This window comes from Ruegeria sp. BI11 (assembly GCF_056538005.1).
The window spans coordinates 1-25,219 of sequence record NZ_JBQFSM010000021.1 but is presented as its reverse complement, the minus strand read 5'-3'; the positions used below and the strand labels follow the sequence as shown (position 1 = coordinate 25,219).

At 56.8% G+C, this 25,219-nt stretch carries 20 protein-coding genes and 1 riboswitch; of the genes, 8 read left to right on the top strand and 12 right to left on the bottom strand.

The window, feature by feature from the left end; all coding sequences use genetic code 11:
• Positions 1-238 precede the first annotated feature (238 nt).
• Complete coding sequence (locus ACR0DT_RS24010; RefSeq protein WP_480713193.1) at positions 239-1,498, top strand: aminotransferase class V-fold PLP-dependent enzyme; 1,260 nt, start codon at positions 239-241, stop codon at positions 1,496-1,498.
• Positions 1,499-1,551: 53 nt separating this feature from the next.
• Here ACR0DT_RS24010 and ACR0DT_RS24005 read toward each other — a convergent pair whose 3' ends face one another.
• Together ACR0DT_RS24005 and ACR0DT_RS24000 are read right to left on the bottom strand one after the other, a co-directional pair.
• Positions 1,552-1,851, bottom strand: coding sequence for a CcdB family protein (locus ACR0DT_RS24005; protein ID WP_480713192.1), 300 nt, complete (start codon positions 1,849-1,851; stop codon positions 1,552-1,554).
• The gene (locus ACR0DT_RS24000) at positions 1,851-2,081 is read right to left on the bottom strand and encodes a type II toxin-antitoxin system CcdA family antitoxin (protein ID WP_480713191.1); all 231 of its coding nucleotides are present in this window, start codon (positions 2,079-2,081) and stop codon (positions 1,851-1,853) included. The genes ACR0DT_RS24005 and ACR0DT_RS24000 overlap by 1 nt, the downstream gene beginning before the upstream one ends.
• Before the next feature lie 246 nt (positions 2,082-2,327).
• Between ACR0DT_RS24000 and ACR0DT_RS23995 the strand changes: the two genes are divergently transcribed.
• Entirely contained in the window at positions 2,328-3,377 is a 1,050-nt protein-coding gene (locus ACR0DT_RS23995) for a GDP-mannose 4,6-dehydratase (RefSeq protein ID WP_480713190.1), read from the top strand.
• A gap of 82 nt (positions 3,378-3,459) precedes the next feature.
• Here ACR0DT_RS23995 and ACR0DT_RS23990 read toward each other — a convergent pair whose 3' ends face one another.
• The 5 genes from ACR0DT_RS23990 to ACR0DT_RS23970 are packed head-to-tail and all read right to left on the bottom strand — an operon-like array spanning position 3,460 to position 12,801.
• A complete protein-coding gene (locus ACR0DT_RS23990; RefSeq protein WP_480713189.1) occupies positions 3,460-5,130 on the bottom strand; it encodes a thiamine pyrophosphate-binding protein in 1,671 nt (556 codons plus the stop codon).
• A gap of 30 nt (positions 5,131-5,160) precedes the next feature.
• Positions 5,161-7,575 carry an FAD-dependent oxidoreductase gene (locus tag ACR0DT_RS23985; protein ID WP_480713188.1) on the bottom strand — a complete coding sequence of 805 codons (2,415 nt, stop codon included), beginning with the start codon at positions 7,573-7,575 and terminating at the stop codon, positions 5,161-5,163.
• Positions 7,575-9,974 (bottom strand): GcvT family protein, encoded by a 2,400-nt coding sequence (locus ACR0DT_RS23980; protein WP_480713187.1) that lies wholly within the window; start codon positions 9,972-9,974, stop codon positions 7,575-7,577. The genes ACR0DT_RS23985 and ACR0DT_RS23980 overlap by 1 nt, the downstream gene beginning before the upstream one ends.
• Positions 9,971-11,260: an aspartate aminotransferase family protein gene (locus tag ACR0DT_RS23975; RefSeq protein ID WP_480713186.1), complete on the bottom strand. Its 1,290-nt coding sequence runs from the start codon at positions 11,258-11,260 to the stop codon at positions 9,971-9,973. The genes ACR0DT_RS23980 and ACR0DT_RS23975 overlap by 4 nt, the downstream gene beginning before the upstream one ends.
• Positions 11,257-12,801 carry a trimethylamine methyltransferase family protein gene (locus tag ACR0DT_RS23970; RefSeq protein ID WP_480713185.1) on the bottom strand — a complete coding sequence of 515 codons (1,545 nt, stop codon included), beginning with the start codon at positions 12,799-12,801 and terminating at the stop codon, positions 11,257-11,259. Before ACR0DT_RS23970 ends, ACR0DT_RS23975 begins: the two co-directional genes overlap by 4 nt.
• A gap of 109 nt (positions 12,802-12,910) precedes the next feature.
• Here ACR0DT_RS23970 and ACR0DT_RS23965 point away from each other — a divergent pair, with 109 nt between their 5' ends.
• The 4 genes from ACR0DT_RS23965 (at position 12,911) to ACR0DT_RS23950 (ending at position 17,276) form a co-directional block, all read left to right on the top strand.
• Positions 12,911-13,783 (top strand): LysR family transcriptional regulator, encoded by an 873-nt coding sequence (locus ACR0DT_RS23965; protein ID WP_480713184.1) that lies wholly within the window; start codon positions 12,911-12,913, stop codon positions 13,781-13,783.
• 173 nt (positions 13,784-13,956) lie between these two features.
• Positions 13,957-14,061, top strand: a riboswitch (TPP riboswitch).
• Between the two features lie 32 nt (positions 14,062-14,093).
• Positions 14,094-15,074: a thiamine ABC transporter substrate binding subunit gene (gene thiB, locus ACR0DT_RS23960; RefSeq protein WP_480713183.1), complete on the top strand. Its 981-nt coding sequence runs from the start codon at positions 14,094-14,096 to the stop codon at positions 15,072-15,074.
• Positions 15,050-16,597, top strand: coding sequence for an ABC transporter permease family protein (locus ACR0DT_RS23955; protein ID WP_480713182.1), 1,548 nt, complete (start codon positions 15,050-15,052; stop codon positions 16,595-16,597). Before thiB ends, ACR0DT_RS23955 begins: the two co-directional genes overlap by 25 nt.
• A complete protein-coding gene (locus tag ACR0DT_RS23950; RefSeq protein ID WP_480713181.1) occupies positions 16,584-17,276 on the top strand; it encodes a thiamine ABC transporter ATP-binding protein in 693 nt (230 codons plus the stop codon). Before ACR0DT_RS23955 ends, ACR0DT_RS23950 begins: the two co-directional genes overlap by 14 nt.
• Before the next feature lie 89 nt (positions 17,277-17,365).
• Here the strand turns inward: ACR0DT_RS23950 and speB are convergent, their stop codons facing one another.
• The 4 genes from speB to ACR0DT_RS23930 form a co-directional block, all read right to left on the bottom strand.
• On the bottom strand, positions 17,366-18,331 hold the full coding sequence (speB, locus tag ACR0DT_RS23945; protein ID WP_480713180.1) for an agmatinase: 966 nt from the start codon (positions 18,329-18,331) through the stop codon (positions 17,366-17,368).
• A 21-nt stretch (positions 18,332-18,352) separates the two neighbouring features.
• The gene (locus ACR0DT_RS23940; protein WP_480713179.1) at positions 18,353-19,633 is read right to left on the bottom strand and encodes a TRAP transporter large permease; all 1,281 of its coding nucleotides are present in this window, start codon (positions 19,631-19,633) and stop codon (positions 18,353-18,355) included.
• Complete coding sequence (locus ACR0DT_RS23935; RefSeq protein ID WP_480713178.1) at positions 19,630-20,235, bottom strand: TRAP transporter small permease; 606 nt, start codon at positions 20,233-20,235, stop codon at positions 19,630-19,632. Before ACR0DT_RS23935 ends, ACR0DT_RS23940 begins: the two co-directional genes overlap by 4 nt.
• Before the next feature lie 66 nt (positions 20,236-20,301).
• Positions 20,302-21,318 carry a TRAP transporter substrate-binding protein gene (locus tag ACR0DT_RS23930; protein ID WP_480713177.1) on the bottom strand — a complete coding sequence of 339 codons (1,017 nt, stop codon included), beginning with the start codon at positions 21,316-21,318 and terminating at the stop codon, positions 20,302-20,304.
• A gap of 148 nt (positions 21,319-21,466) precedes the next feature.
• Between ACR0DT_RS23930 and ACR0DT_RS23925 the strand changes: the two genes are divergently transcribed.
• Positions 21,467-22,366: a LysR family transcriptional regulator gene (locus tag ACR0DT_RS23925; RefSeq protein WP_480713176.1), complete on the top strand. Its 900-nt coding sequence runs from the start codon at positions 21,467-21,469 to the stop codon at positions 22,364-22,366.
• A 15-nt stretch (positions 22,367-22,381) separates the two neighbouring features.
• Here ACR0DT_RS23925 and ACR0DT_RS23920 read toward each other — a convergent pair whose 3' ends face one another.
• Positions 22,382-23,083, bottom strand: a complete 702-nt coding sequence (locus ACR0DT_RS23920; RefSeq protein WP_480713175.1) for a GntR family transcriptional regulator — start codon at positions 23,081-23,083, stop codon at positions 22,382-22,384.
• 139 nt (positions 23,084-23,222) lie between these two features.
• Here ACR0DT_RS23920 and ACR0DT_RS23915 point away from each other — a divergent pair, with 139 nt between their 5' ends.
• A complete protein-coding gene (locus tag ACR0DT_RS23915; RefSeq protein WP_480713174.1) occupies positions 23,223-24,959 on the top strand; it encodes a thiamine pyrophosphate-binding protein in 1,737 nt (578 codons plus the stop codon).
• Positions 24,960-25,219: the final 260 nt, after the last annotated feature.

Sequence of the window (25,219 nt, the reverse complement as noted above, 5' to 3'; positions counted from 1 at the left end):
GCGGTAGTAGACTGTCTGATGTCGTCAATGCGCCAGACGGCGGTCAATGTACACGACAATCCTAGGGCAGTAGCAATGCCGACCGGACACACTTTAATGACTGATAAGGTCTTGAATACACAGTGGGACCAGTTGATGAACACCGTTTTGAACAAGGGCTACCTCTCGATGATTTCTGCAGCCACGCCCCGCTGCCTGAGCACTAATCGTGCGCTCTGACAATTAACAGGACTGAACCATGATCCAGAATAACCCGGCCCTCATCGACGCTATTCGCGAGCGGTTCGCTCATGTCGATAGCTGCCCGTTTCAAGGCGAGCGTATTTTTTTCGAAAACGCAGGTGGGGCACTAACGTTGAAATCGGTCGCTGAAACGTCGGCGTTTTACGCTGCGATCCCCGACAATCCGGGTCGTCTCAATCCGGCGGGGCAGGGGACTCAGAACGTGATTAATAAGGCGAAGGATGATCTGGCGGTCTTCATGAATGCCTCAGGCGGACAGTTTTTTGCGGGTGAAAGCGGGACTGAGTTGCTGTTCCGGATGATCCGCACCGCCTGTCTGGCTGCGCCCAAAGGTGGAAAGGTGATTGGATCGTCCATCGAACATCCTGCGACGCGCAGCGCCGCGCACCGCTGGGCTGAGATTGCCGGCCTGGATTACGTAAACGTGCCGCATGACAACGAAACCGGGCTGGTTACGCCCGAGGACTACACAGCGTTGATGACCCCTGATGTGGCGGTTGCGACAATCCTGCACGCCTCGCCGGTGACTGGCATGGGTATGGATGTTGCTGGGATCTCCTCCGCGATCCGGGCGGTGGCGCCGGATTGCATGATCATCGTCGATGGCATCCAGCACGCCGCCCACGGACAGTTGGATTTGGACGCCTACAATGTCGATGGCTATGCGATTTCGCCCTACAAGGTGTTTTCGCGCCACGGATATGGCATCGCCTGGATTTCCGACAAGCTGACCACTACGCCGCATGATATGCTTATTGACGCGCCTGCGACCGGTTGGGAATTCGGCACTCGCGATACCGGGTCCTATGCGACCGTTTCGGATGTGGTGTCCTATTTCGACTGGCTGGGCGGAGAAGTGTCAGACGAGACCGAACCACGCGCCCGTATCGAAGCTGCAGGCCGCGCCATCCACGCCTATGAGACTCACTTAACCAACGCTGCCATCAATGGAACTGGCAACCTGCCAGGCCTGCGCGATATGGAACACGTCACCATTCTGGCCGGGCCTGACAATCCTGCGCGCGAAGGGCTGGTGTCGATTGTGGTCAATGGATATGCTTCGGAAAATGTGGTGGAGATTCTGAACCAGCAGGGCATCCGCACCCATACCCGCAAGGCCGATCATTATTCCGGTAATGTCCTTACACCGCTGGGTCTGCCCGATTGCATCCGCATTTCGTTCTGCCACTACAACACCGAACAGGAAATTGCCCGCCTTCTGGGCGCAATCAAGGTGCTGGGTCAGGATGGTTGACGGACATATACAGATCGACCTAGATCCATAAGACCTTTGTTACGTCACAGGTGTCAGAAGCCCTGCATGAGCATGTCTATGGCAACCGTGACCCTGTCGGCTTCCTCTTTCAGGTTTGTGGTCTGAATCTTGAGTATCCCTATCGGAACAGCGGCCATGAACTGAGTGACCATGACAACTTGTTCACCATGGACATCAAACACTGGATTGAGACGGGTCGCCGGCTTTGGGGCTTTTGCCAACGGCATCAAGGGGACAACCACCCGAGTGTTCAGGTCGCCAAGCAGATCGGTTTGAACATCCAGAAGGTAACCCTCGCCAGATGGGTTTGGAAAAGCATCGTATTTGGGCATCAGAACTGCCTGAAGCTGTCCAACGGTAGGCCGCGTTGCTCAACATAAGCGTTAGAGCTTTCGAGGGCCTCAGCGTTTTCGGATTTCCACTGTTCCGCCTTTGCCTCGGCGACCGCAATTCGCACTCCTTCCTCGGCTGCGCGGGAAAGGTTGACCTTCAAAGCCTTGGCCTCGGTCAGCAATGCGCTGTCCAGTGACAGGTTGGTCGGTTTGCGCGATTGGGCGTTCATCAGGCATGCCTCCTTCATGAGCAAAGATAGGCACATTTTATATGCACGTCAAATATGTGCATATTTTATATTGATCGTCTTGATGCTTGCCTCTATCAGACCCGCAAGAGGGCAGGATTTACATTGTCTGTAAACAGATGTGGCAGTGGCAGAGAAGATCGTTACCTGCGATATCTGTGGTGGAAACTTATATTGATCTCGCACTAAATAAGCGAGGAACACCATGTCTTTAACAAGGGAAACATTATGCAGAGCGTTCTCATTACTGGTTCGGCAGGTTTTATCGGCTTTCATCTGAGCAAGCTGCTGCTGGCCCATGGCTACCGCGTGGTGGGTCTGGATGCTCTGAACGACTATTATGATGTTTCTTTGAAAGAAACCCGCCATGACATGCTGACGCGTGAACCAAACGGTGCGAACTTTACGCCAGTTATCGGCAAGGTCGAAACCCCCGGGCTGATCAAGGATTTGTTCGAAGTTCACAGTTTCGACTATGTCATCCATCTGGCTGCGCAGGCCGGGGTTCGTTATTCGATCGAGAACCCGCGCTCGTATCTGGAAAGCAACGTGATCGGAACGTTCGAAATCTTGGAAGCGGCACGTGCGCATCCGCCCAAGCATATGCTGCTGGCCTCTACCTCTTCGGCCTTTGGAGCCAATACTGAAATGCCGTACAAGGAAACGCAGCGAGCGGATCATCAGATATCGTTCTACGCGGCTACCAAGAAATCGACCGAAAACATGGCCCATTCCTATGCCCATCTGTTCGATCTACCGATTACCATGTTCCGCTTTTTCACTGTCTATGGTCCGTGGGGTCGTCCGGACATGGCGTTGTTCAAATTCACCAAAGCTATCCTCGAGGGCGAGGCGATTGACGTCTACAATCATGGTAACATGAAACGCGACTTTACCTATGTCGACGATCTGGTCGAGGCGATCAGACTGCTTATGAATGCCATCCCCCTGCGCCCCGCAGACGGTCAGGTGCCCGAAGGGGACAGCTTGTCACCGGTCGCGCCCCATCGGGTGGTGAATATTGGCAACAATGACGCCGTGCAGCTGACGGCGTTCATCGAAGCCATCGAGGCGGCCACCGGCATCACGGCGGAAAAGAACATGATGCCAAGACAGCCCGGTGATGTGCTTGACACCTGGGCCGATGCGTCGCTGCTAAAGGATTTAACCGGCTACCAGCCCAAAACTTCCGTCGAGGAGGGCGTGGCCGCGTTCGTACAGTGGTATCGTGACTTTTATCGCCCAAACGCGGCCGGGGCTGTTAAGGCCACTGGCTGATCCGTTGACGACAAGAACCATGCTCTAATGTGACTATGCGCTGACGGCGGCAATAATTTATCTCTGGTTCTTCGTTTTGTACTTACTTCTGTACTGTTTGGAACAGATCCTTGCGAAGCGTCATCAGCGCGCCCGGATCAATCTTAGCCTGAATGACTGTGGTCTTGCCTGAAGCAATAGCCTGCTGCAGTGCAGGTTCCAGGTCACTCGGCCCGTCGACCCAGATACCCTGACCACCGCAAAGCTCGGCGAAGGTATCGAAACGGGGGCTTTTGATTTCAGCGCCGAACAATCGCCCGCCGAAGAATTCATTTTGATAAGCTTTTTCGGCGCCCCACGCTTCATTGTCCAGGACCACGATGGTGATAGGCAAATTATGCGAAATGGCCGTTTGAATTTCGATCATCGTATAGCCAATGGCGCCGTCTCCCATGATGGCCACTACCGGGCGGTCGGGTGCTGCAGCCTTGGCCCCTATGGCTGCAGCCAGCCCAAACCCGACCAACCCGAAATCCAAGGGTGTGATCAGGGACATCGGCGCGTAATGGGCCAGCCGGTCGGCGGCCTGAAGGCAGGTATTGCCGGTGTCCAGGGTGACGACAGCGTCCTCGGGCAACGCGGCGCGCAGTTCCGCCAATGCGCGGCGGGGATGCATGGGTAGGGTCTCGATCGCGGCTTCCTTCGCGCGCTCGATCCAGAGGTTCTCTATATCGGCGTGGAAACTCTCTCGCCATGTATCGCAGTTGGGTTTTTTAGCGATATCGGCCAATGCTTCGGCAGTCAGGCGTGCATCGCCCTGCGCGGCGATTTCAGCCGGGAAATAGCGACCCACGGCAGAGCCTTCGATATCAACTTGGGCAATTCGGGTGTCGACCCCGACGTAGTCGTTTGAATGGAAGGTCGAGTTGAAGCCAAGGCGCGCCCCGAGTACGACAATAACATCCGCCTCTTTGGTCAATCGGCTGGCCACCCAGTTTCCGCGTGGCCCGGCCTGACCGGCGTACCACGGATGGCGGTGGCGCAACACATCGGCGTGTCCTGTCGAGGCAACCACGGGCACCTCGAGCGTCTCTGCCAAAGCCGTCAGAGCATTGCGCCCAGCCCCCCATTTGAATCCGCCTCCGGCGAAAATGACCGGGCGCTGTGCGCCTGCTAGAAGATCAGCGATTGCAGTAATTTCGGCGGGTGCCGCCGAACCTGAACGGGCGATTTGCACCGGTTTGGGGTCAATCACAGGCAATTCGGTGGCGAAGAGATCGCGGGGTATATGCAATACTACCGGCCCTCGACGACCGGTGTTGGCCAGCCGGATTGCATCCTCTAGCATCGGAACCAGCCGTGATGGGTCGGTGACCATAACCGACCGTTTGCAGATCGGGGCAAAAAGGGCGACCTGATCGACCTCTTGAAAGGTATCTTTGCCTTGATCAGCGCGGGAGATAGCCCCAGCAATCACGACCATCGGAGAATACGCCAGGTGCGCCTCGGCCACGGCTGTTACAAGATTGACGACGCCTGGCCCGGCCTGCGCCCCCAGAACGACGCCGGGTTTGCCGGTCATTCGTGCCCAGCCATCTGCCATATGTCCGGCCGCGCGTTCATCCCGTGCGCCGACATAGGCAATCTCACCACCTTGATAAATGGCGTCATAGAGTTCGAGCATTGAGCCACCCAACAGTCCGAACACTTTATCGATCCCATTGGCTTTGAGAACGCGATAGACGGCCTCGCCGCCGTTGATGAGGTTCGTCATCGTGAGTTTACCTTTTGGTTCTGGGTCACGCTAAACATCGTCACTCCGGGGTCGTTGGTTTTGAGGATCGAACAGGGCGTCATCATGGACGGTGACCGAAACCTGTCGGTTCAGAATTTGCACGCTCAGGCCTTGGCGCGGGGTGTCTTTGCGCACGAACAGCCAGCCCAGGGACTTCCCGACTGTGTAGCCAAACCCACCCGAGGTGGTCAGACCGACGGGTATGCCCTCCAACAAGACCGGTTCGCCGCCTTGAATGTCAATATTGTCAGCATGCAGCTCAGCGTAGAACAGCGTCCAGTCGGGATCACGGGACAGCAATGCTTCTCTGCCCAGGAAATCACGATCTTGAGCGCTGACAAAGCGCTCCAACCCCACGTCGAATGGCCCGATATCGGTGGTTAACTCTGCGCTTGCGCGATAGGCTTTTTCCATGCGCATGCCGTTGAAAGCATATGAGCCTAGATCAATTAGGCCATGGGCAACGCCCACCCGGAACAGCGCGTCGTAAAGCGTGGCGATATGTTCTAACGGCGCGTGCAACTCCCATCCCAATTCGCCCACAAAGGAAACCCGCAGCGCATAGCAGGATACGCCAGCCACCTTGATCTTTTGACCGGACAACCAAGGAAAGGCAGCATTGGACAGATCGGTGTCGGTCAACATTGCCAAAATTCGGCGTGAGGACGGTCCGGACAGTGCCAGCATCCCCCAATTGCTGCTGCGATTGACCATCTGAACATCTTCACCGGGCCGGATATGGCGTTTGATCCAGTCGAAATCCGGTACCGCTCGCGCAATGGGTGAACCCGTGAAATAGTGATCTTCGGCCAAACGCCAAATGGTGATCTCGGTTTCAAACCGGCCCTTTTCGGTGAGCAGGTGATTGAGGCTCATCCGCCCGTCTTTACGCGGGATGCGGTTGGCCGAAAGACGATCCAGTAGCTTGCCTGCATCCTTTCCGGTGATCTCGAACTGAGCAAAGGCGCAAAGGTCGATAACGCCCGCAGCCTGCCTGGTGGTTTGCGCCTCGTGCAGCGCGTGCGCGTGCCAAGGTTGATGACCCCAACCGATCTGCTCAATCTCGCCTACCGCACCGAAATACCGTGGCCGTTCCCAACCTGCGATCTCGCCGAACACTGCACCTTTGGCCGCAAGGCGATCATAAAGCGGGTGGCGGTTTAATGGTCGCAATGCGGTGAACTGCTTGCCGGGGCAGGGCGTGTCGTGGCGCCGCATGAATTCATCCTTTGTACGTTCCAGAATGAACTGGTCGCTAGCAAAGTCACCATAACGGCGAGGATCAAGGCTGCGGCTGTTGATTTCAGTTTCACCATGCACCATCCAGTCGGCCAAGACCTTACCTGCGCCCCCTCCCCAAGCGAGGCCGATGGACGAGCCGCAAGCCAACCAAACGTTAGGCGCTCCAGACGGCCCCACTAGCATACCGCCATCTGGCGTATGGGTAATCGCACCGCGCACGACACGTTTGATGCCCAGATCGGCCAGGATCGGCATCTTGCCCAAAGCCACCATCAGGAAATCTCCGATCGCGTCATAGTCGGCTTCGAACAACTCATTTTCAGCCGCCCAGGGCGCCCCCTGAGGCATTTCCCAGATAGTCGGGCACACATGGCCTTCGTAGATGCCTATCAGCCCGGATTTCTGTTCCTGCCGGATATAGCCGCCAAAGGCATTGTCGCGCATGACCGGCATTTCCGGACGGTTCTCAAACTCGGGCACGGTGTCGGTGACCAGATAGTGATGCAGGCATGAAACCGACGGGATCTTCAGCCCGAACCAGGTGCCCACCTGATTGGCGTAGGACCCCGCGGCGATCACCACATGTTCGGCCAGAACATCGCCTGTTTCTGTGCGCAACAACCACATATCGCCCTTGCGGCTGGCCCCAACGACCCGGTTATGTCGCTCAATCCTCGCCCCCTTTGCCCGGGTGGCGGTTGCCAACGCCATAGTCACGCCTGAGGGGTCAATGTGCCCGTCTTCAAACGTGCGCACCGCTGCTTTCACGTCATCAACCTTGTAGAATGGATTGATCTTGGAGACGTCCTTAGGGCCAACCAACTCCATTGGCAGGTTCAGCAGTTTGCCCGCCCCCATGATCGACTTCAACCAGTCGACCTCATCATCGGTAGTGGCGATGCGGAGCCCGCCGACCTCATGCCAGCCGATACTTTGGCCGGTTTCCTCTTCCACGCGCTTGTAGGTCTCGATCGAGGTTTTGTTGATCCACCCCATGACCCGGCTGCCAACGGCATGGGCGATCTGCCCCGCCGCGTGCCAGGTCGAACCTGAGGTCAGCTCGGCCTTTTCAAACAGAGTCGTGTCGGTCCAGCCGTTTTCAGCCAGTTGGTATTGCGCGGCAACGCCCATGATGCCGCCACCGATGATCGCAACCCGTGTGGTGCGCTGCGTTTCGGACATCAAAAAACCTCCTTGGCGGGCTTTAAGGAGGCCTTGGCACCAAACCGGACGCAGGCGATTTCAACCTCGAAGCCTGGCACCACATCTTGTTTGGCTAGCAAATCCAGCGGTGCCGAGATCATCGCCAAAGCCACCGAGCGCCCATAGCGGTAGCTCCACGCGGCAGAAGTGATCTGCCCCACAACGGTACCGTCGAAATAGATTGGCTCATCATGAATCGGAATGGCTGAAGGGTCATCGAACAGCAAGGACACGATCTGCCGAGCAGGTGGCTCAGCCTTGTTCAGGGCCTCTTCGCCAACAAATCCAGTCCCGAAGGCGCAGAAGCGATCCGATCCGGCCTCCAAAGGGGTGGTGCCGGGTGTCAACTCGTGGCCGAAGGCGCGAAACCCGGATTCGATCCTCAGCGAGCCACTTGCATAAAGGCCCGCATGTGTTGCTCCAGCGGCGACCAGTGCCTCGTGCGCGGTCATGGCCATGTCAGCGGTGGTGTACAGCTCATACCCTTCTTCGCCGGCAAAACTCAGCCGCCCAGCCCAACCATGTGCCAACCCGATTTCAATCGGTGCGAAAGTGAACCGTTTCAAGTCGGGAACCGGCGTGTTCGAAGTGGCCTGTAACACATCGCGTGCCTTGGTTCCGGCAAGGCCAAGAACCGCATAGCCACTGGTCACGTCGGTGAATTCCGCACGGAAATCTCCGCGTGTCTTGCGCATCCGTTGCATGACACGCACCACTTCTCCGGCACCAACGATCATCAAATAGGTCTCAGGCCCATGACGTTGCACGGTCAGGTCACTTTCAATCCCGCCACGTGCGTTGAGGATTTGCGTATAAGCGATCTGGCCTTCGGCTATATCCATCTGAGCTGTACATAAGCGGTTGAGAAATGCGCAGGCATCCGGTCCTTGCACCATGATCTTACCAAAGGCGGATTGATCCAGAATGGCCGCGCCGGTCCGGCAGGCGTCAACTTCGGCACCCACTTGATCCCGCCATCTTGGCACGCCGAATGTCAGGGGCAGATGCATTGTTTCGCCACCGAAATGCACTGCACGTTCCCACCCGTTACGCGCTTCGAAATGGGCGCCTGCCGCCAACAGGCCCACATGAACGGGTGAGCGGCGCTGACCTCGCGCAGTGTCCATAGACCGGCCAGGATAGGGGTTGTCGTAATGCCGCCCAAGAACTTCGGGAATGCGTGCCTCAAGCGCGCTCAGCACGTTCATTTCCGGACCAAAGCGACGAATGTCGGCCTCGTTCAGCTCCATCGTCGGCTCGCCTGCGATGATCCATTCGGCCATCGCTTTTCCCGCCCCGCCAGCCAAGGCGATACCGGTTGAATTCATGCCGCCCATCAGGAACAACCCCGGCACCTCTGGGCTCTCACCCATCATAAACTGGCTGTCCAGGGTGAAGCTTTCGGGTCCGTTCAACAACATCCGGATTTCGGCCCGCTCCAACGCCGGGATGCGACGCAAGGCATTCTCCATCATCGGCATGAAGTGGTCCCAATCCTCGTCCAGCAGATCGAATGAAAAATCGGCAGGCAGATCACGGGTCGAGATACCTTTGGCGTGCGGCTCGAACGATCCGACTAGCAAACCCTCAACGTCGTCGCGGGCATAAAGATAGGCATCCTGATCGTTGAGCGTCGGCAGATGCGCTCCCTTGCCCAAGGCTTGCACCTCGGGCAGCGGTTTGGTCAGCATGTAGAAATGTTCGCACGCATATAGCGGCATGTTCGCCCCGCACATCGCGGCCACTTCGCGCGACCAGAGGCCACTGGCGATCACAACCTCTTCGGCCGCGATGACATGATCACCGACCTCGACCCCCGAAATCCGTTGGCCGTGTTTTTGCAGCCCTGTGACGGGTGTATCTTCGAAGATCTGTACCCCACGCGCCCTTGCCCCTTTTGATAGGGCTAAAGCCACATCCGATGGGTTTACGCGCCCGTCCGCTGGGGACCAGACTGCGCCTATAACGTCGTCGGCTTTGATTAGTGGCCACAGCTCTTTGGCGCGAGCGGCGTCGACAACCTCAGCTTCGAGCCCGAAAGCACGGCCCAAAGAAACCTGCCGTTTGATATTGGTCAGCCTGTCGGGGTTCGTTGCCAGGGTTAGGCTGCCGGTTTGGACCCAGCCCGTTGCTTGTCCGGTTTCAACCTCAAGCTCGCCGTAGAGGTCGATCGAATAGTTGATCAACCGGGTCAGCGCGGCCGAAGGGCGCAACCGTCGCACCAGTCCCGCAGCATGCCACGTGGTGCCGCTGGTGAGTTTCGAGCGTTCAAGGATCACGATATCCCTGCGCCCTTCGCGGGCTAGGTGATAGGCAATCGAGCATCCGATCACGCCGCCCCCGATGATGACGGTCCGGGCCTGGCTAGGCAAAGTCATGAAATTATCCCGTCTCGTACCATATCGGTGAGAGTCGCGCGAAACGCATCCAGCGCCTCGTCCACCAGATCAGGCGTATGGGCGCCGCTGGTCACGCCAGACGTATAGGACATGATATCAACGCCACGTGCCGACATCCCATCGCGATAGGCCTTGACCACAGTCTTTGACAGGCCCCGGATTTGCGCGGGGCTGAGGCCGTCAAGATTGTCGCGACCAAAAAGCACATGAAAGACCGAGCTGTCACCATAGGCCAGCCCGGTCACTTCCATATCTCGAATTGCGCGGTTCATGCCATCGCGCATCCGCTGCGCCATCGCATCAGCCCTGGCCTGTGTGGTCCCGTCCGACAGCAGAGGCATTGCCGCACAGGCCGCTGCTGCAACCAGTGGAGATGCGTTGAAGGTGCCCTTGTGGCTGACTGCCGGGGCGATGCCCTTGCGTTCGGTAGTGTTGTTCAGCAGTTCCATGATTTCAGCCCGTCCGCTCACCACCCCGCCAGGTAGACCGCCGGTCGCAATCTTGGCCAGCGTCGTCAAGTCAGGGTTAAGTCTGTCGCGCGCCTGACGCCCACCGGGCGACCAGCGAAAGCCGGTGATGATCTCGTCAAAGATCAAGACGACCCCTGCGTCGCGCGCCACGTTATGCAGGGCTTTCAAGGTCTCTGTTTTCATTGGCACGCAGCCGTAATTCGCGCCGGACACTTCGATGATCACGGTTCCGATGCGATCATCCTGTAAGGCGAGTGCCATTGCCGTGGGATCGGCGGCGCAGATGTGGATCAGATCGTTGACCACCTGCGGAATGCCAAGCGATGTGGCCCGGTTGTTTCCGGGTTTGGCCCCTTTCAGCGCATGGTCGTGCCAGCCGTGGAAGTGGCCATCCAACCGCAACACATGATCTTTGCCAGAGAAGGCTCGCCCCAAACGCAAGGCCAACATCGTGGCCTCGGTGCCGGATGCGGTAAAGCGGGTACGCTCGGCTGACGGGTATAAGCGGTTGATCCATTCGGCCCATTCGATTTCCGTGGCATGGCAATCCGCGCTGAAGATCGATCGTTGCGCTTGTTTCTGTATCGCCTCGACAATGGCCGGATGGCAGTGTCCCAACATTTGGCTAGCGCTACCCATCTTAAAGTCGATGAACCGCCGCCCGTCGATGTCCCATTTCTCGGCCCCCACCGCGCGATCGACGAAGATCGGGTGCGGTTCACGGTATCGCAATTCATGGCTGACGCCTCCGGGCAGGGCGGTACGGGCGCGTGTGCTGAGTTCAGAGCTGTTCATTCCGGGCGTCCGATCTGTGTTCGGGTTAGGCGAATATCGAAGGTCTTGCGCACTGTACGATCCACTGCGTCCGGCAAGTGATCGGGGTAGTGGCTGCTGAGAATCTCTCGGGTACGGTTGCGTGCCACGTCGCCCACGCGATGCGCCCCGTCCTCTTGCCAGGCGCGGGGGTCACGACGGTCGCCAACTTCCGGGTAGAAATAGTCCGATTTCATTCGACTGAACGTGTGCTGCTCACCTAGATAGTGTCCTTCGCCGCGACAGACCTGCGCGATGACGTCGGCGGCTATATTTTCGGGTGTGGCTTCGACGCCCCGGATTGTTCGCAGGATATTGCCCAGAAGATCATTGTCGCTGACATAGGCCGCATGGCTGACGCCCAGCAGGCTGGACATCATACCTGCGGCCTGGGTGACGATGTTCGAACCCGCATGTGCCGCCATGGTCACGGCAAGCGCTTTCTCGGCCCCATATTGCGCGTCCAGCCGTTTGGCATCAGTAATCCCGGCAATCGAACTGGTGGGCAAATCCCAATGTCGTCCCATCTGCGCGGCACCGGCCATCAAGATGGCCTGTTCGCCGCCACCACCGCTCATTGAACCGGTGCGCAGATCGGCAACAAGAGGCTTGGGAGCAAAGATGGCCTTGACCTGAGGATCGACTAGACGGGCAAAGACAAGACCCGCCAGAGTTTCGGCAACGGCTTGAACCAAGGAACCAGCAATTGTCGCCGGGCTTGTCGCCCCGGCCTGTCCGGCACTAATCAGCTGAACAGGAAAACCAGCCTTGATTGCGTGCTCCAGCACCTCGCAGGCTTCTTCGGCAAACCGCATGGGCGGTACGACATGGCAGGCCATTACCGTGAGAAAGGGCCGGGCGCGAAATGCCGCTTCGCTGCCTGCGATATTATAGCAAAGGCGCGCGATTTGGGCGACGTTCTGCGGTTCGGTGATCGAAATTGAAACGTGTTTAGAAGTGCCTGCCAGACAGGCATAGGCCGTGTTCAGGTCCATCAGCGCAGTATCTTCAATATCACGCGCCACAACCGAACGGCTGAAATGGTGAATATTCTCCAACCGGTCCACGATCCGCGCTGCGTCGTAGAGGTCTTGCAGGGTCGAGTCGCGATATTCATGCGTTTCAAGGTCGAACACGCCGGGCGCAGCACCACCAGTGGACATATGCACCCGCGCCGCCTCGATCTTAAGGTCATGGTCGGGATTTTGACCGCATAGGGTAAATCCGCGCTGCGCCCCGTCGATCGCCCATTGCACCAGCATTCGCGGAAACAGCAACCGACCGTCCGGGGTCATGGCGCCACCCGCAGTGGTGACCTTTTCAACCATAGACGGAATGGGCTGGCTCAATCCTAGCGTCTCCAATAGCGAGAACGCGGTTTCTCCGATCAGAGTCACCTCATCCAGGGTAAGCGGCTTTAAGCGCCCACCGACCACACCGGGCCAAACGGGTGCGGGGGCGTCGGTGTCCGTTACCTGTTTTAAACGGTCTTTACGACCGCGCCGTCGGTTTGCCTGGGTCATCGACTCATGAGCTCAATTTGCTGCAAACACATGATGAACAGGTGTAGAATAAATTTACAAAGGCAAGTTTCTCAGCAATTAATGAGTTTAACTTATCAATAGGTATATTGTGAAAGCGTCTCTTCCTGCCTTACGCGCCTTTGATGCAGCCGCCCGGCATGGCAGCTTCCGTGCCGCTGCTGAGGATTTGTCCGTTACACCGACTGCCATCAGCCACCATGTAAGGGGGTTAGAAGATCAGCTCGGCGTCAAATTGTTCCGCCGCGAAGGTCGGGACGTTGCTTTGACAGAAGACGGCAGGCGCTTGGCCAAAGCCACAAGCCAGGCGTTCGGAGTTCTGGATAACGCCGTGCGCACGTTGCACCGCAGTGCGCGCAAAGCCGTTCGCATATCGGCCGGGCCGATTTTCACGGCGCGCTGGTTGATGCCGCGAGTAAGTGACCTTTGGGCGACGCATCCGGATATCGAACTGGAAGTAGTACCTTCGTTCCAGCCCGGAACGTTCGATACGAAAAACGTCGATATCGTTATCCGTTGGGCACGCATGGCGGAAAGAACGGGTGATGCACTTAAGCTGCTGGAGCTCAGTCCTGTTGCAATTGCATCCCGCAGCTTTGTCTGTGCCAACGGTCACATTGAACACCCGGCGGATCTGTTGCGTCTGCCACTGCTACATCAAAAGAACCATTGGGGATGGCTGGATTGGTTTGCGACAATGGGCGTGCCGGTCGACAATCCTTTGCAGGGGCCAATTTTCGAGGACGCCAACGTCTTGTTGCGTGGCGCAGCACAAGGTCAGGGCGTCACGATTGGCTGGCTGCCGCTGATCGATCAAGACCTGGCTGAGGGCAGGGTTGTTCGCCTTTTCGATGAAAATATCTCGCCAACTCATGCCTATTTTGTTGACGTGCGAAACCCTAGCAATACGCGCCGCGAAGTACGTCAGGTCCAGGAATGGCTGATCACTGAGACTGGCGATTGAGCCAGGTTTAGGCCAGCCAAGCCTCGTTTGGCCCGGGGTTTCGAAACCAACCGATACCAAAATCAGTTTAGACCCGAACGGTCACCACATTGCTGAGGTCAGGCAGTCAGACCATTGAAAAAGCCAAAAACACGTAAATCCGGTTGTCTTTTGATCCGATCCACCCTAGTCACGACCTCACCTCGGGGTGCGTGGCCTGCTGCGCTGAGATGCCTTTGGCGAACCCGTAGAACCTGAACCGGCTAGAACCGGCGGAGGGAAAGGTAACGGTTTCATCCATCCTTGCCCTCTCGCCGCAATGGAGGATGACATGAAACATCTGATGATTGCTGCGGGACTTCTGAGCGCCACAGCGGCTGTAGCAGCCGACAAACCTCAGCTGACCGTTTACACCTATGACAGCTTTGTCTCGGATTGGGGTCCGGGTCCCAAGGTGGTAGAGGCGTTCGAGGCAGTTTGTGACTGCGATCTGAATCTTGTGGGCGTCGAGGATGGTGCAGCGCTGCTGTCGCGTCTTCGGCTTGAGGGCGAAAACACAGACGCCGATGTAGTCCTTGGATTGGATACAGGCCTGATTACGGCAGCCAAGGAAACCGGCTTGTTTGCCTCTAACTCTGTCAGTGCTGACTATACTCTCCCAATTGAATGGGCAGACGACGTGTTTGCGCCTTATGACTGGGGTTATTTCGCTTTCGTCCATAACGCTGATGCGGCAGCACCTGCCAATTTCCGTGAACTGGCCGAGGGTGAAACCAAGATCATAATTCAAGACCCGCGTTCTTCTACTCCGGGTCTGGGGCTGCTGTTGTGGGTCAAGGCAGCCTATGGTGACGAAGCGCCAGAGATTTGGGCCGGACTTGCCGATAATATCGTGACCGTGACAAAAGGCTGGTCCGAGGCGTATGGTCTGTTTCTTGAGGGTGAGGCCGACATGGTGCTCAGCTACACCACGTCACCCGCTTACCACCTGATCGCCGAGGAAGACGCCAGCAAAGCGGCAGCGGCCTTTGACGAAGGGCACTATATGCAGGTCGAGGTTGCGGCAAAGCTGGCCGGAACCGATCAGCCCGAACTGGCAGATCAGTTTCTGGAATTCATGGTCTCGGACACTTTCCAGCAGATCATTCCAACCACCAACTGGATGTATCCGGCAGTGACTCCTGCCGCCGGTCTGCCCGAGGGGTTTGACACGCTGATCACGCCGGAAAAGTCCCTGCTGTTCACCCCGGATGAAGCCGCAGCCGTGCGGGATCAGGCGCTTGCAGAATGGCTGGGCGCGCTCAGCCAGTAAGCCCCTGGCCAGGTGTTGGCGCAGCGACACTGGTTTCTGCGCTGATATTGGGCACTCTGGCCGCGGTGGCCCTGCGCGCTGATACAGCGGGCGGTTTCGGCCCGGCCGATTGGGCGGCATTACGTTTCACACTTATTCAGGCAGTGTTGTCTGCGCTGTTCAGTGCCGGGTTGGCCATCCCAGTTGCGCGAGCGCTGGCCCGACGTCGATTTCGTGGCAGGTCGGCCCTGATCGCACTGTTGGGTGCCCCCTTCATTCTGCCGGTCATCGTCGCGATCCTTGGGCTGTTGCAGGTTTTTGGCCGTGCTGGATGGATTTCCGACATTCTAGGGCTGTTTGGCCTGCCGCCTTTGCGCATCTACGGCCTGCACGGGGTGGTTTTGGCCCATGTGTTCTTTAATTTGCCTTTGGCCACGCGGCTGATCCTGCAAGCGTGGCAGGAAATCCCCGCAGAACGATTCCGTCTAGCCGCGCAATTGGGGTGCGACGGCTTTGCCATGTTCCGTCTGATCGAACTACCCATGCTAAAGCGCATTCTGCCTGGCGTTTTGGCCGTGATCTTTGCGATTTGCCTGACTAGCTTTGCCGTCGCACTGACCCTTGGTGGAGGGCCCCGCGCGACGACACTGGAACTCGCGATCTATCAGTCCTTTACCTATGACTTCGATCTGGGCCGCGCGGCGCTGTTATCCGCGCTGCAACTGGCCCTGACCGCCGCAGCTGCGCTGGTCGCTTTGAAGTTTGCGCGTGGTGACGGGTTTGGCGCGGGGTTAGATCGTGCGATACGACGATGGGATGGCGGTTCGCCCACAATTGATGCCTGCTGGATCGGAGTTGCGGCTGCGTTTCTGCTTCTTCCATTGGCCGCGGTAGTGATATCCGGTTTTGCCGGGCTGTTCGAGTTGCCAGCCCTGGTCTTCCGCGCGGCGGTGATCTCGGTTCTGGTTGCCGCTGTCAGTACCGTTGTTTTGTTGATGCTTGCGCTGCCCATGGCCATGGCCGTCGCGACCGGACGTCACGGAATTGTAGAGCTTAGCGGCATTCTGGGGCTGGCGGCGTCACCTTTGGTGATTGGCACAGGCCTTTTCATTCTGATCCGCCCGGTTGCCAACCCTGTATCACTGGCACTGCCTGTGACCGCACTGGTGAACGCCGTCATGGCCCTGCCTTTCGCATTACGCATTTTGGTGCCAGCGGCGCGCGAAATGGTGACTCAGAACGGGCGACTTGCCCTGTCGCTGGACATGGACAAGAAAACGTTTTTTGCCCGCGTCCTGCTGCCCCGAATGCGTCCGCAGATCCGCTTTGCCGCCGGTCTTTCAGCCGCATTGTCGATGGGTGACCTAGGGGTTATTGCCCTGTTCGCCGATCCGCAGATCGCGACCTTGCCTTTGCAGATATACCGGTTGATGGGCGCGTATCAGATGCAGGCGGCGGCCGGGGCGGCGCTGTTGCTGTTATTGCTGTCGATGGGGGCATTCTGGCTATTGGATCGCGGAGGGCGGTTGCATGCTGAAACTTGAAGGCTGCGTCATCGAGAACGGTAAGTTTTCGCTGCAGGCTGATTTTGCAGTCGAGTCCGGCGCCAGCGTGGCCATTATAGGACCGTCCGGCGCAGGCAAGTCGACGCTGCTTGAGGCAATTGCCGGGTTTCGGGACCTCAAACAGGGAAATATCTTTTGGGACGGGGAAGAAATTTCCAATTTCGCCCCGGGCAAACGTCCTTTGGCGATGCTGTTTCAGGATGGCAATTTGTTTCCGCACCTGACTGTCGAGCAGAACATCGCCCTAGGCCTGCGCCCGAACGGGCGGTTGACGGTTGATGAGCAAACTCAAGTTCAATCCGCACTGTATCGGGTTGCCCTGCCGGGTCTGGGGGGCCGCAAGCCAGCCGAGCTGTCTGGGGGTCAGCAAAGCCGGGTCGCATTGGCCCGGGTACTTGTCCAACGTCGTCAGCTATTGCTGCTGGACGAACCTTTTGCGGCGCTCGGGCCTGCGCTGAAGGCTGAAATGCTTGATCTTGTCGCCGGGTTGCTGGCCGAAACCGGAACAACACTGCTTATGGTCAGCCACGACCCGCAGGATGCGCGCCGGATCACTGACCAGACTGTTCTTGTGGCTGATAAACGAGCGCACCCTCCTGCTTCAACCCGGGACCTCTTTGACAATCCACCACCCAGCCTGCGCGACTATCTGGGATAGCGGCATGGCATGGAAGCCTGCACAAGTAAGGGTCGCAGCCCGGCGCGTAGCTGAAATATTTTGGCACGCCGGACTGCCGGGGAGGGATCTTATTTTCGGTTGTGGAAAATGAACCCGAGGAAATTTAGCAGCAGTTGTGCCGCAAGGATCTGCGTGCTCTCGGTCTGGTCATAGGCAGGGGCGACCTCAACCAAATCGATACCAACCACATCCCCGCGCTTGCTGAGTCCCTGAACGATTTCCAGCACATCATAGTACTGGAACCCGCCGTGGCTGGGTGTCCCTGTTCCCGGCGCAATCGACGGGCAGAACGCGTCGATATCAATGGTGACGTAATAACGCGCGTCTTCGGGGATGCGATCCAGAACGCCCTCGGTTCCCAGTTTGCGGACCTGCCGCACGGACAGGATATCCGAACCCCGGGCCCGCGCGTCGTCATAACCTTCTTTCGCGGTTGAGGACACGTTGCGAATGCCCAGTTGGGTCATGCCCGAGACGTAATCCTTTTCGATGGCCCGGCGCATCGGGTTGCCGTGACCTTCAGTGATGCCTTTGCGTTCGTCGACGAAATCCAAATGCGCGTCGATCTGGATCACGTGGATGGGACCGTTCTTTGCGCAATCCTCCTCAAAGGCGCGAATGCAGGGGATGTTGATCGAATGATCACCACCAATGGTTACCGGCAGAGCACCCGCATCAAGGATTTTCTTAACGCCATACTCGATGTTAGCATGGCTTTCCTCGGTCTTAGTGTGGATGATATCAGCATCGCCCAGATCGACGATACGCACATCGCTCGCCAGATAGGTCGCATCATCCTCGTGGTCATAGGCCCCGGCATGGCCAAAGCTGAACAGGGTCGACGCCTCGCGCACGGCGCGGGGGCCGAACCGGGCGCCGGACCGGTACTGGCAGCCGAAATCGAAGGGCGCGCCGAGGATGGCGACATCTGCGTCGATCTTATCCCAATTCTCGACATAAGGTTTCTTGCCAAAGGTCGCGATGCCGACAAAAGGCAGGTTCAGACGACCAGATTCATAACCATGATCTGACATGATTTCTCCGTTTCTTATGGGTTATCGGTACGCCAGTTCCGGTAGGAATAGCGCGATTTGAGGGAAAGCCATTAGCAACCCAGTCACAACCAAGAGGATGATCAAGAAGGGTGGCACTCCGCGGACCACCTCCACAAAGGGGCGGCGGAATACGGCGATGGCGGTGAACAGGTTGCAGCCAAAGGGTGGTGTGGCGGCACCGATGGCGACTTGCAGGGTGATCAGGACGCCGACTAGAACCGGGTCTAGCCCGCTGGCTTTGATCATCGGCGCAAAGATCGGAACCAGGATCAGGATAACCACGATCGAGTCAACGAACATACAGCCGAGGAAGAACGCCACGTTGATCGCCAATAACACCATAAGCGGGCTGGCCTGTTCCAGCCCCAGCGCTGCGATGATGGTCTGTGGGACCTGGGCAAAACTCAGAGTCCAGCTAAAGGCAGCACCTGCGGCAATCAGGATGAACACGACCGAAGTGATTGCACCGGTGGACAGGGCGATGTCGAACAGGTCTGCTACTTTGATCGAGCGGAAAATCACCACCTCAAGGATTACGGCATAAAGCACGCAGATCGCAGCCGCTTCGGTCGGTGAGAACACGCCACCATATATACCTCCGACGATGATGGCGGGGAAACCCATCGGCCACAGAGCTTTGCGCAGCGCGGTCAGGCGCTGTCCCCACCCCTCACGAGGCAGTACAGGGATATCGTGACGGTATGCGTACACCATGCAATAGGCCGAGAATAACACCACGATCAGCAGTCCCGGCAAGATACCCGCGATGAAAAGCTGAGAAATCGACGTCCCCGAGACCACTCCATAGATGATCATGCCGATGGATGGCGGGATCAGATAGGCCAGATCAGCGGCATTTACGATCAACCCGATCGAAAAGCTGTCGCTATAGCCCGATTTCAGCATACGCGGCCGCATCGCCCCGCCAATGGCCACTACAGTTGCCTGGGTTGATCCACATACAGCCCCGAACAAGGCGCAGGCCGAGGTGACAGAAATTGCCAGACCGCCTTTGATATGGCCCATAAAGCTCATCACAAGGTCGATCAGTCGGTTGGCAGAATGGCCTCGCGTGATGATATCAGCCGCGAGAATGAACATCGGCACCGCAATCAGCGCGGCCGGTTTAACGCCCCCGATCATCTGCTGGATCAGGATTTGCATGTTCATCTCGGGGAAATAGACGAGAAACCCCAGCACAGCGGCCGAAATCAACGGCATTTTCATTGGAAAACCTGCCAGCAGCAGGACGATCATTACAACCAGCATCAACTCGGTCATTTGTCTGCCTCCGCAGTATCCTGGAATTTCTTGATGGCTGACGCGGTTTCCGGATCTTCATAGCTGTCAATTTCGAGGTACGAGACATAGACGTCCTCATCCGCGAAGTTCAGGTTCCGGATCGCGGTCAGAAGGTATTGGAACGAGGCCAGTGCCAACCCGACAACCACCCAGACATAGGTCAGGTACAGCGGCAACTGCAGCGCCGGGGTGATCCGCCCGCGCGAGGCGACTTTCTGCACATATTCAAACGCGTACCAGGCGAGCACAGCCATCACGACGGCCGTGGTGGTGGCGATCACCACCATCAGGCCTTTGCGCAGTTTAACCGGCAGCGCGTCATAGATGGCGGACATGCGGATGTGGATGCCCTTGCGGGTGGCATATCCCAGCCCCATGAAAGTGACGATCACGATCAGGAACTCGTTCAGCTCTTCCGAGAAATAGATGGATTGGTTGAACACATATCTGCCAAAGACATTCGCGATGGTGTTCACGGCCATCAGGGTGATCCCCCAGCCTAGGATCCAGACTTCGATCCGTCCGATAACGGCGTCAATCTTTCCCAATAAGCCGAAGGGAGTTGTTGTATCGCTTTGCATGATTTCCCCCCTTTGAAAGCCCCCACGCGCATGACGCGTGGGGTAGTTTTGAGTGAATGGGAGGGATCAGTTGCTCGACAGTTCCGCTTGCAACGCGTCCAGCAATTCCTGACCACGGTCTCCAACAGTGTCGACATAAGCGGCAGAGGTTCCGGTGCTACGCTCACGGAAGGCGTCACGCTCTTCTTCGGTCAGAATAACCAGACTGATGTCAGGTTTGGCTTCTTTGATGATGTCCAGACGCTGCTGGTTGAAGTCGGTGACGACGCCATCAATGAACCCGGTCATGTCGGCCATGGTGTCACGCACCAACTGCTGACGGTCAGGGTTGAGGGTTTCAAACCAGTCCGAACCGGCAACGACGGTGGTGACAAGCTCTTGCTCCCCGGCCCAGATCAGGTGGCTTGTGACTTCGTAGAACTTCATCTCTTCAATGGTCGGGATCGGGTTAACCTGACCGTCAACCGCGCCCAGTTGCAGCGCGCCGAACACTTCGCCAAACGGCAGCGGGGTCGGGCTGGCGCCCATGTTCTTGTACGTCTCAAGCAGGATCGGCGATACCATCACCCGCATCTTGAAGTTATCAAAATCTTCGGGCGTGCGGATTTCGCGGTTGGTGGTCCAGACCTGCGGCCCTTCGGAATACATGGTCATGACTTCCAGACCACGCTGACGGAAATCGTCGTTCAGCGGGCCATAGATGGTCTCCGAACTGCTCAGGATATTCGATATCGCCGCCGGATCAGAGGGCAGCAGGTAGGGTAGCAGGAAAACCTGACTTTCCGGCACTACAGTGCCCAGGTTGCCAATCGACACGTTGGTGAACTGGATGATGCCGTCAGCGGCCTGTTCCACCGTTTCAGTGGGTGTACCCAGCGTACCCATCGGATAGACGGTCACAGTCACTTCGCCATCGGTCGCGGCTTCGATACGCGATTTGAACTCCTGTGCGTAGGCATCCATGATCGAGCCCGGAATTTCTTCGATTGCGAACTTCCAGTCCTCGGCCAAGGCAGCGAGTGGGGTCAGGCCGAGCAATGCTGCTGTGGCAGTGATCTTGAGGTGACGAAAGGTCAAGGTCATGTTGGTTTCTTCCCTGTTGTCTTATTGGGTTTGGTCTTCAGGGATCAGGACAGCATAGAAAATTACACAAAAAAATATCATCTTGTTTATGTTCACATGAGAAATATTTATGCTAATGGCATAACAACTCCCGAAAGGCGGATAAGCATTGAAACTGCTCAGAAATACTCTGCTCGAGACTTTCGTGACCGTGGTCGAATGCGGTGGATTTACGGATGCGCAATACGCATTGGGTATTACGCAATCGGCGATCAGCATCCGAATCCGCGATCTGGAAACGGCACTAGGCTATCGGATATGTGAACGTGGCCGAGGTGGGTTTCGTCTGACCGAACGGGGTGAAATCGCCTATCGAAAAGCCGGAGACATCCTGCGTAGCGCTCGCGACTTTGACGCAGAATTGCTGGAACTGCGTGGGACCATTACCGGTGACCTGCGGATCGGTACAGTTGATGCGGTCAATACGCTGGCTGAGCTTAACCTGGCACAGGTTCTAAAGCGTTTTCTGGACCGTCCCAACGAAGTGCAACTTGAAGTCGTCGTGGCATCACCAACGGAATTGACGCAAAAACTGATTACAGGGGATTTGCATGTTGCTATAGCACCCTTCCGCAATCAGGTTTCGGAACTGACCTACACCGAACTGTGTCAGGAAGAGCATCGCCTGTATTGTGGTCAGGATCACCCCTTGTTTGATTTGCCGGACGATCAAATTGATTTGGATGTGATCTCGGAGCACCAAATCTGCCAGCGATCTTATAACATTCTGGTTTCACCGGTGCTGCAGACCGCCCAACCAAAAGCCATCGTGGCAAATATGGAAGCGATGGCGATGATGATTGAAACTGGGCACTATCTGGGGCCGCTTCCGGTTCACTTCATCGAAACCTGGGCTCACCGTGATCATCTCAGAGAGCTTGCGCCGGATAAGCTGAATTGGAACTCAACCTTTTACCTCGCGACACGGCCGTCTGTGGTACATAGGCGCGCGGTAGAGATTCTGGTGCAAGACATCATTGAATCCTGTCAATCTGCAGACAACCACTAGCCCCGTTCATTCACTTTAAGCGTCGTCATCAACAAAGTAGATTTCGGCAAAAGCTTTGGCGACAGCCTCTATTGTCTCTTCCCGGCGGCGTTCGATGTGTTTCCGAATGGTATCGACTGCTTCGCTTTCATTTCTGTCCGCAATGCTTTGCATGATCGTGTGGTGGCTGGGAATTTGACTGCCTGTGTTTTCAACCCCGCCGTTCAGATATGCGTGCTTTAGGTCAATAAGGCGGACGAACCGGATGCGAGCATTAAGGTTCTCAAGAATGCGGACAAGTTCTTGATTCCTAGAGTACTTGGCAATGTCCACGTGAAATTGCTCATCCAGTTCCAGCATTCGCCGGGGGTCTTTGCACCGGTCATATTCAGTCAAAACTTCACGCAGGGTTTCAAGCAACGAGGCAAGCTGACTATCTGAGGATTTGCGAATAGCCAGCCGCACAGCTTCTGTCTCAACTGCGATCCGGGCTTCGTACAGGGACAGAATCTGAGAAGGGCTCAACGGACGGCAGAAAAACCCCCGTCTGGCCTGAAAGGTCAGGAACCCTTCGGCCACAAGTCGGTTCAGCGCTTCGCGGACGGGTGTCCGGCTGGTGCCAAAGCTTTTGGCAAGCGCAACCTCGTTGATCTGAGATTCAGGTTTGAATTCAAAGTTCTCAGCCATCTTCCGCACGAGGTCATAGACACGACCAACACGATCTTCGGTTTTTGTCATCCAGTTTCCCCAAGGCAAGGATCGGGCATTGGGTTAACAGGTTTTTGCCGAGCGTTGAACTGAGTATTGACTGGTCGGCAGTATTGTATAATCAATTGTCGACAATTTTGACTGACCGACTCTGGAAGTGGAGAATACAGTGGTGAAACCGGCAGACCCCTTGTGGATGAACGGTGCGCAGGTGATCCTTAAAATGCTGGAGCTTCATGGGGTGCGACATGTGTTCGGCCTGCCCGGTGAAACGACGATTGGCTGGTATAAGGAATGGCGCGAACACAGCGATATCGAATTTGTCCTGACACGCGATGAACGGACGGCTTCCTACGCGGCTGAGGCCTATGCCAAGATCACCGGTCGGCCTTGCGTTCTCGAAGCTCCAAGCCCTGGCATCACCCACTGCACACCCGGCATCACCGAGGCGTTCCTCAGCTCAGTTCCGGTGATTTTCTTCAGCTCGGACATTCCTATCAATCAGGACAAGAAACACGGGCTGACCGGGATCGATCAAACCCGACTCTATGACAGTATCTGCAAGGAAAGCTTTGTCCTGACCAATGTAAAGGACATCCCCTTTTTGCTGCGTCGTGCCTTCCGCGTAGCGACGTCGGGGCGTCCCGCTCCAGTCCATATCCGGGTGCCAATCAACATTTATGGCGAAGAGGCTGAGATCAGCGATCTCTATGCGGAACCCGAATACAGCCATTACCCGGCCCATCGCCCCGTCGCGGATCACAGCAAAATCCGTGCAGCCATTGAAGTTCTGATCAAGGCGAAAAAACCAACCTTTGTCTGCGGGCAGGGGGGGCTGATCTCCAAGGCGTCTGATACAATCATGGAATTGGCTGAGCTGCTGCAAATACCTGTCGGGACCACGACCCCGGGCAAAGGCACCATTCCCGAAGATCATCCTCTGGCCCTGCGTGTGATCGGTGGTCGGGGCGGCATGGAATATTCAAATCAGTATGTCCACGACGCCGACACAATCTTTTTCATTGGCTCAAACACTGACAGCGCCGCCACCGATCACTGGAAGCTGTACGGCGATCCAAATAGCAAGACATTCCTGCATCTCGATATAGCCGAGGCCCATATCGGCAACAATTTCCCTGTGCAGATCGGCATGGTCGGCGACGCGCGGGCCAGCCTAGAATATATGGTTGAGATCATCAAAACCGAACACTCTGATCTTGAGCGGCCAAAGGTCGATCTGAACCCGGTCAAGAAAACCGCGCTCGAGAAGGTATTCAATTCCAACATTCCCATGCCAGAAGGCACGTTATCTCCTGTGCGGCTGTCGCAGGTGCTGGACAGGATCTTACCGGATGATGCGGTCGTGACCTCAGAGCCGGGCGTCAGCGCAATCTACCCTTCGGCTCTGCTGACCTTTCGCAAGCACGGCAGGCGCTACATCACCAATTATTCGATGGGGGCTTTGGGGTATTCCGTGCCCGCCTGTATCGGGGCGGCTTACGCGAATGACGGTCCGGTGATTTCATTTACCGGTGACGGGTCTTTTGGCTTCGTGATCGGAGATATGGAAACGCTCAAACGGTCGGGCAAAAACGTAACGGTGATATTGACCCGGAACGATACGTTTGGCTGGATTCGTGGAGAAGCAATCCTGCTTGATGACGTTGACGCCCCATGGAGCACTGATTTTGGGGCCGTCGACTACGTCAAAGTGGCCGAAGGTTTCGGTTTCAAAACGGCTCGTATTACCTCAGAAGCCGATATCGAGCCGATCCTGTCGGAAGCCATTGCCAACCCGGGCGCAAACTTCATCGAGATCATGGTGCCTTCGCAGGACAAGATCATTCCGTTTGTCCCCAACTGGGTCCGCGCGGCGCGCGAAAAAAACTTGCCACATTTTTATTAAGGCCCTTATGGCTTGGCGTCTGCATTGTTCGGTTGGCTTTTTCGGGCGTCAATTGTGTTTGACTAGGGTTTGGTTGATTGCTTCAACTGAGCGAGCCTGGTCAGGTGGCGGATTTTTCCATCCTGCCGGTTGGTCCCGCGCATGGATCAAGGTCTCCGGATGGCGGTCTTTTTTTGTTGGTGGGCGGTGTGGTTGTACTTAGCTCGGTGCGTGGCGAGACGCGCAGGGTTCGGGCGGCGGTTTTTTTAGTCTTTAAACCT

What these genes read in the sequence shown, in the direction of transcription:
- ACR0DT_RS24010 (WP_480713193.1), top strand. Translation starts at nt 239, where the DNA reads ATGATCCAGAATAACCCGGCCCTCATCGACGCTATTCGCGAGCGGTTC.
- ACR0DT_RS24005 (WP_480713192.1), bottom strand. Translation starts at nt 1,851, where the DNA reads ATGCCCAAATACGATGCTTTTCCAAACCCATCTGGCGAGGGTTACCTT.
- ACR0DT_RS24000 (WP_480713191.1), bottom strand. Translation starts at nt 2,081, where the DNA reads ATGAACGCCCAATCGCGCAAACCGACCAACCTGTCACTGGACAGCGCA.
- ACR0DT_RS23995 (WP_480713190.1), top strand. Translation starts at nt 2,328, where the DNA reads ATGCAGAGCGTTCTCATTACTGGTTCGGCAGGTTTTATCGGCTTTCAT.
- ACR0DT_RS23990 (WP_480713189.1), bottom strand. Translation starts at nt 5,130, where the DNA reads ATGACGAACCTCATCAACGGCGGCGAGGCCGTCTATCGCGTTCTCAAA.
- ACR0DT_RS23985 (WP_480713188.1), bottom strand. Translation starts at nt 7,575, where the DNA reads ATGTCCGAAACGCAGCGCACCACACGGGTTGCGATCATCGGTGGCGGC.
- ACR0DT_RS23980 (WP_480713187.1), bottom strand. Translation starts at nt 9,974, where the DNA reads ATGACTTTGCCTAGCCAGGCCCGGACCGTCATCATCGGGGGCGGCGTG.
- ACR0DT_RS23975 (WP_480713186.1), bottom strand. Translation starts at nt 11,260, where the DNA reads ATGAACAGCTCTGAACTCAGCACACGCGCCCGTACCGCCCTGCCCGGA.
- ACR0DT_RS23970 (WP_480713185.1), bottom strand. Translation starts at nt 12,801, where the DNA reads ATGACCCAGGCAAACCGACGGCGCGGTCGTAAAGACCGTTTAAAACAG.
- thiB (WP_480713183.1), top strand. Translation starts at nt 14,094, where the DNA reads ATGAAACATCTGATGATTGCTGCGGGACTTCTGAGCGCCACAGCGGCT.
- ACR0DT_RS23955 (WP_480713182.1), top strand. Translation starts at nt 15,050, where the DNA reads ATGGCTGGGCGCGCTCAGCCAGTAAGCCCCTGGCCAGGTGTTGGCGCA.
- ACR0DT_RS23950 (WP_480713181.1), top strand. Translation starts at nt 16,584, where the DNA reads ATGCTGAAACTTGAAGGCTGCGTCATCGAGAACGGTAAGTTTTCGCTG.
- speB (WP_480713180.1), bottom strand. Translation starts at nt 18,331, where the DNA reads ATGTCAGATCATGGTTATGAATCTGGTCGTCTGAACCTGCCTTTTGTC.
- ACR0DT_RS23940 (WP_480713179.1), bottom strand. Translation starts at nt 19,633, where the DNA reads ATGACCGAGTTGATGCTGGTTGTAATGATCGTCCTGCTGCTGGCAGGT.
- ACR0DT_RS23935 (WP_480713178.1), bottom strand. Translation starts at nt 20,235, where the DNA reads ATGCAAAGCGATACAACAACTCCCTTCGGCTTATTGGGAAAGATTGAC.
- ACR0DT_RS23930 (WP_480713177.1), bottom strand. Translation starts at nt 21,318, where the DNA reads ATGACCTTGACCTTTCGTCACCTCAAGATCACTGCCACAGCAGCATTG.
- ACR0DT_RS23920 (WP_480713175.1), bottom strand. Translation starts at nt 23,083, where the DNA reads ATGACAAAAACCGAAGATCGTGTTGGTCGTGTCTATGACCTCGTGCGG.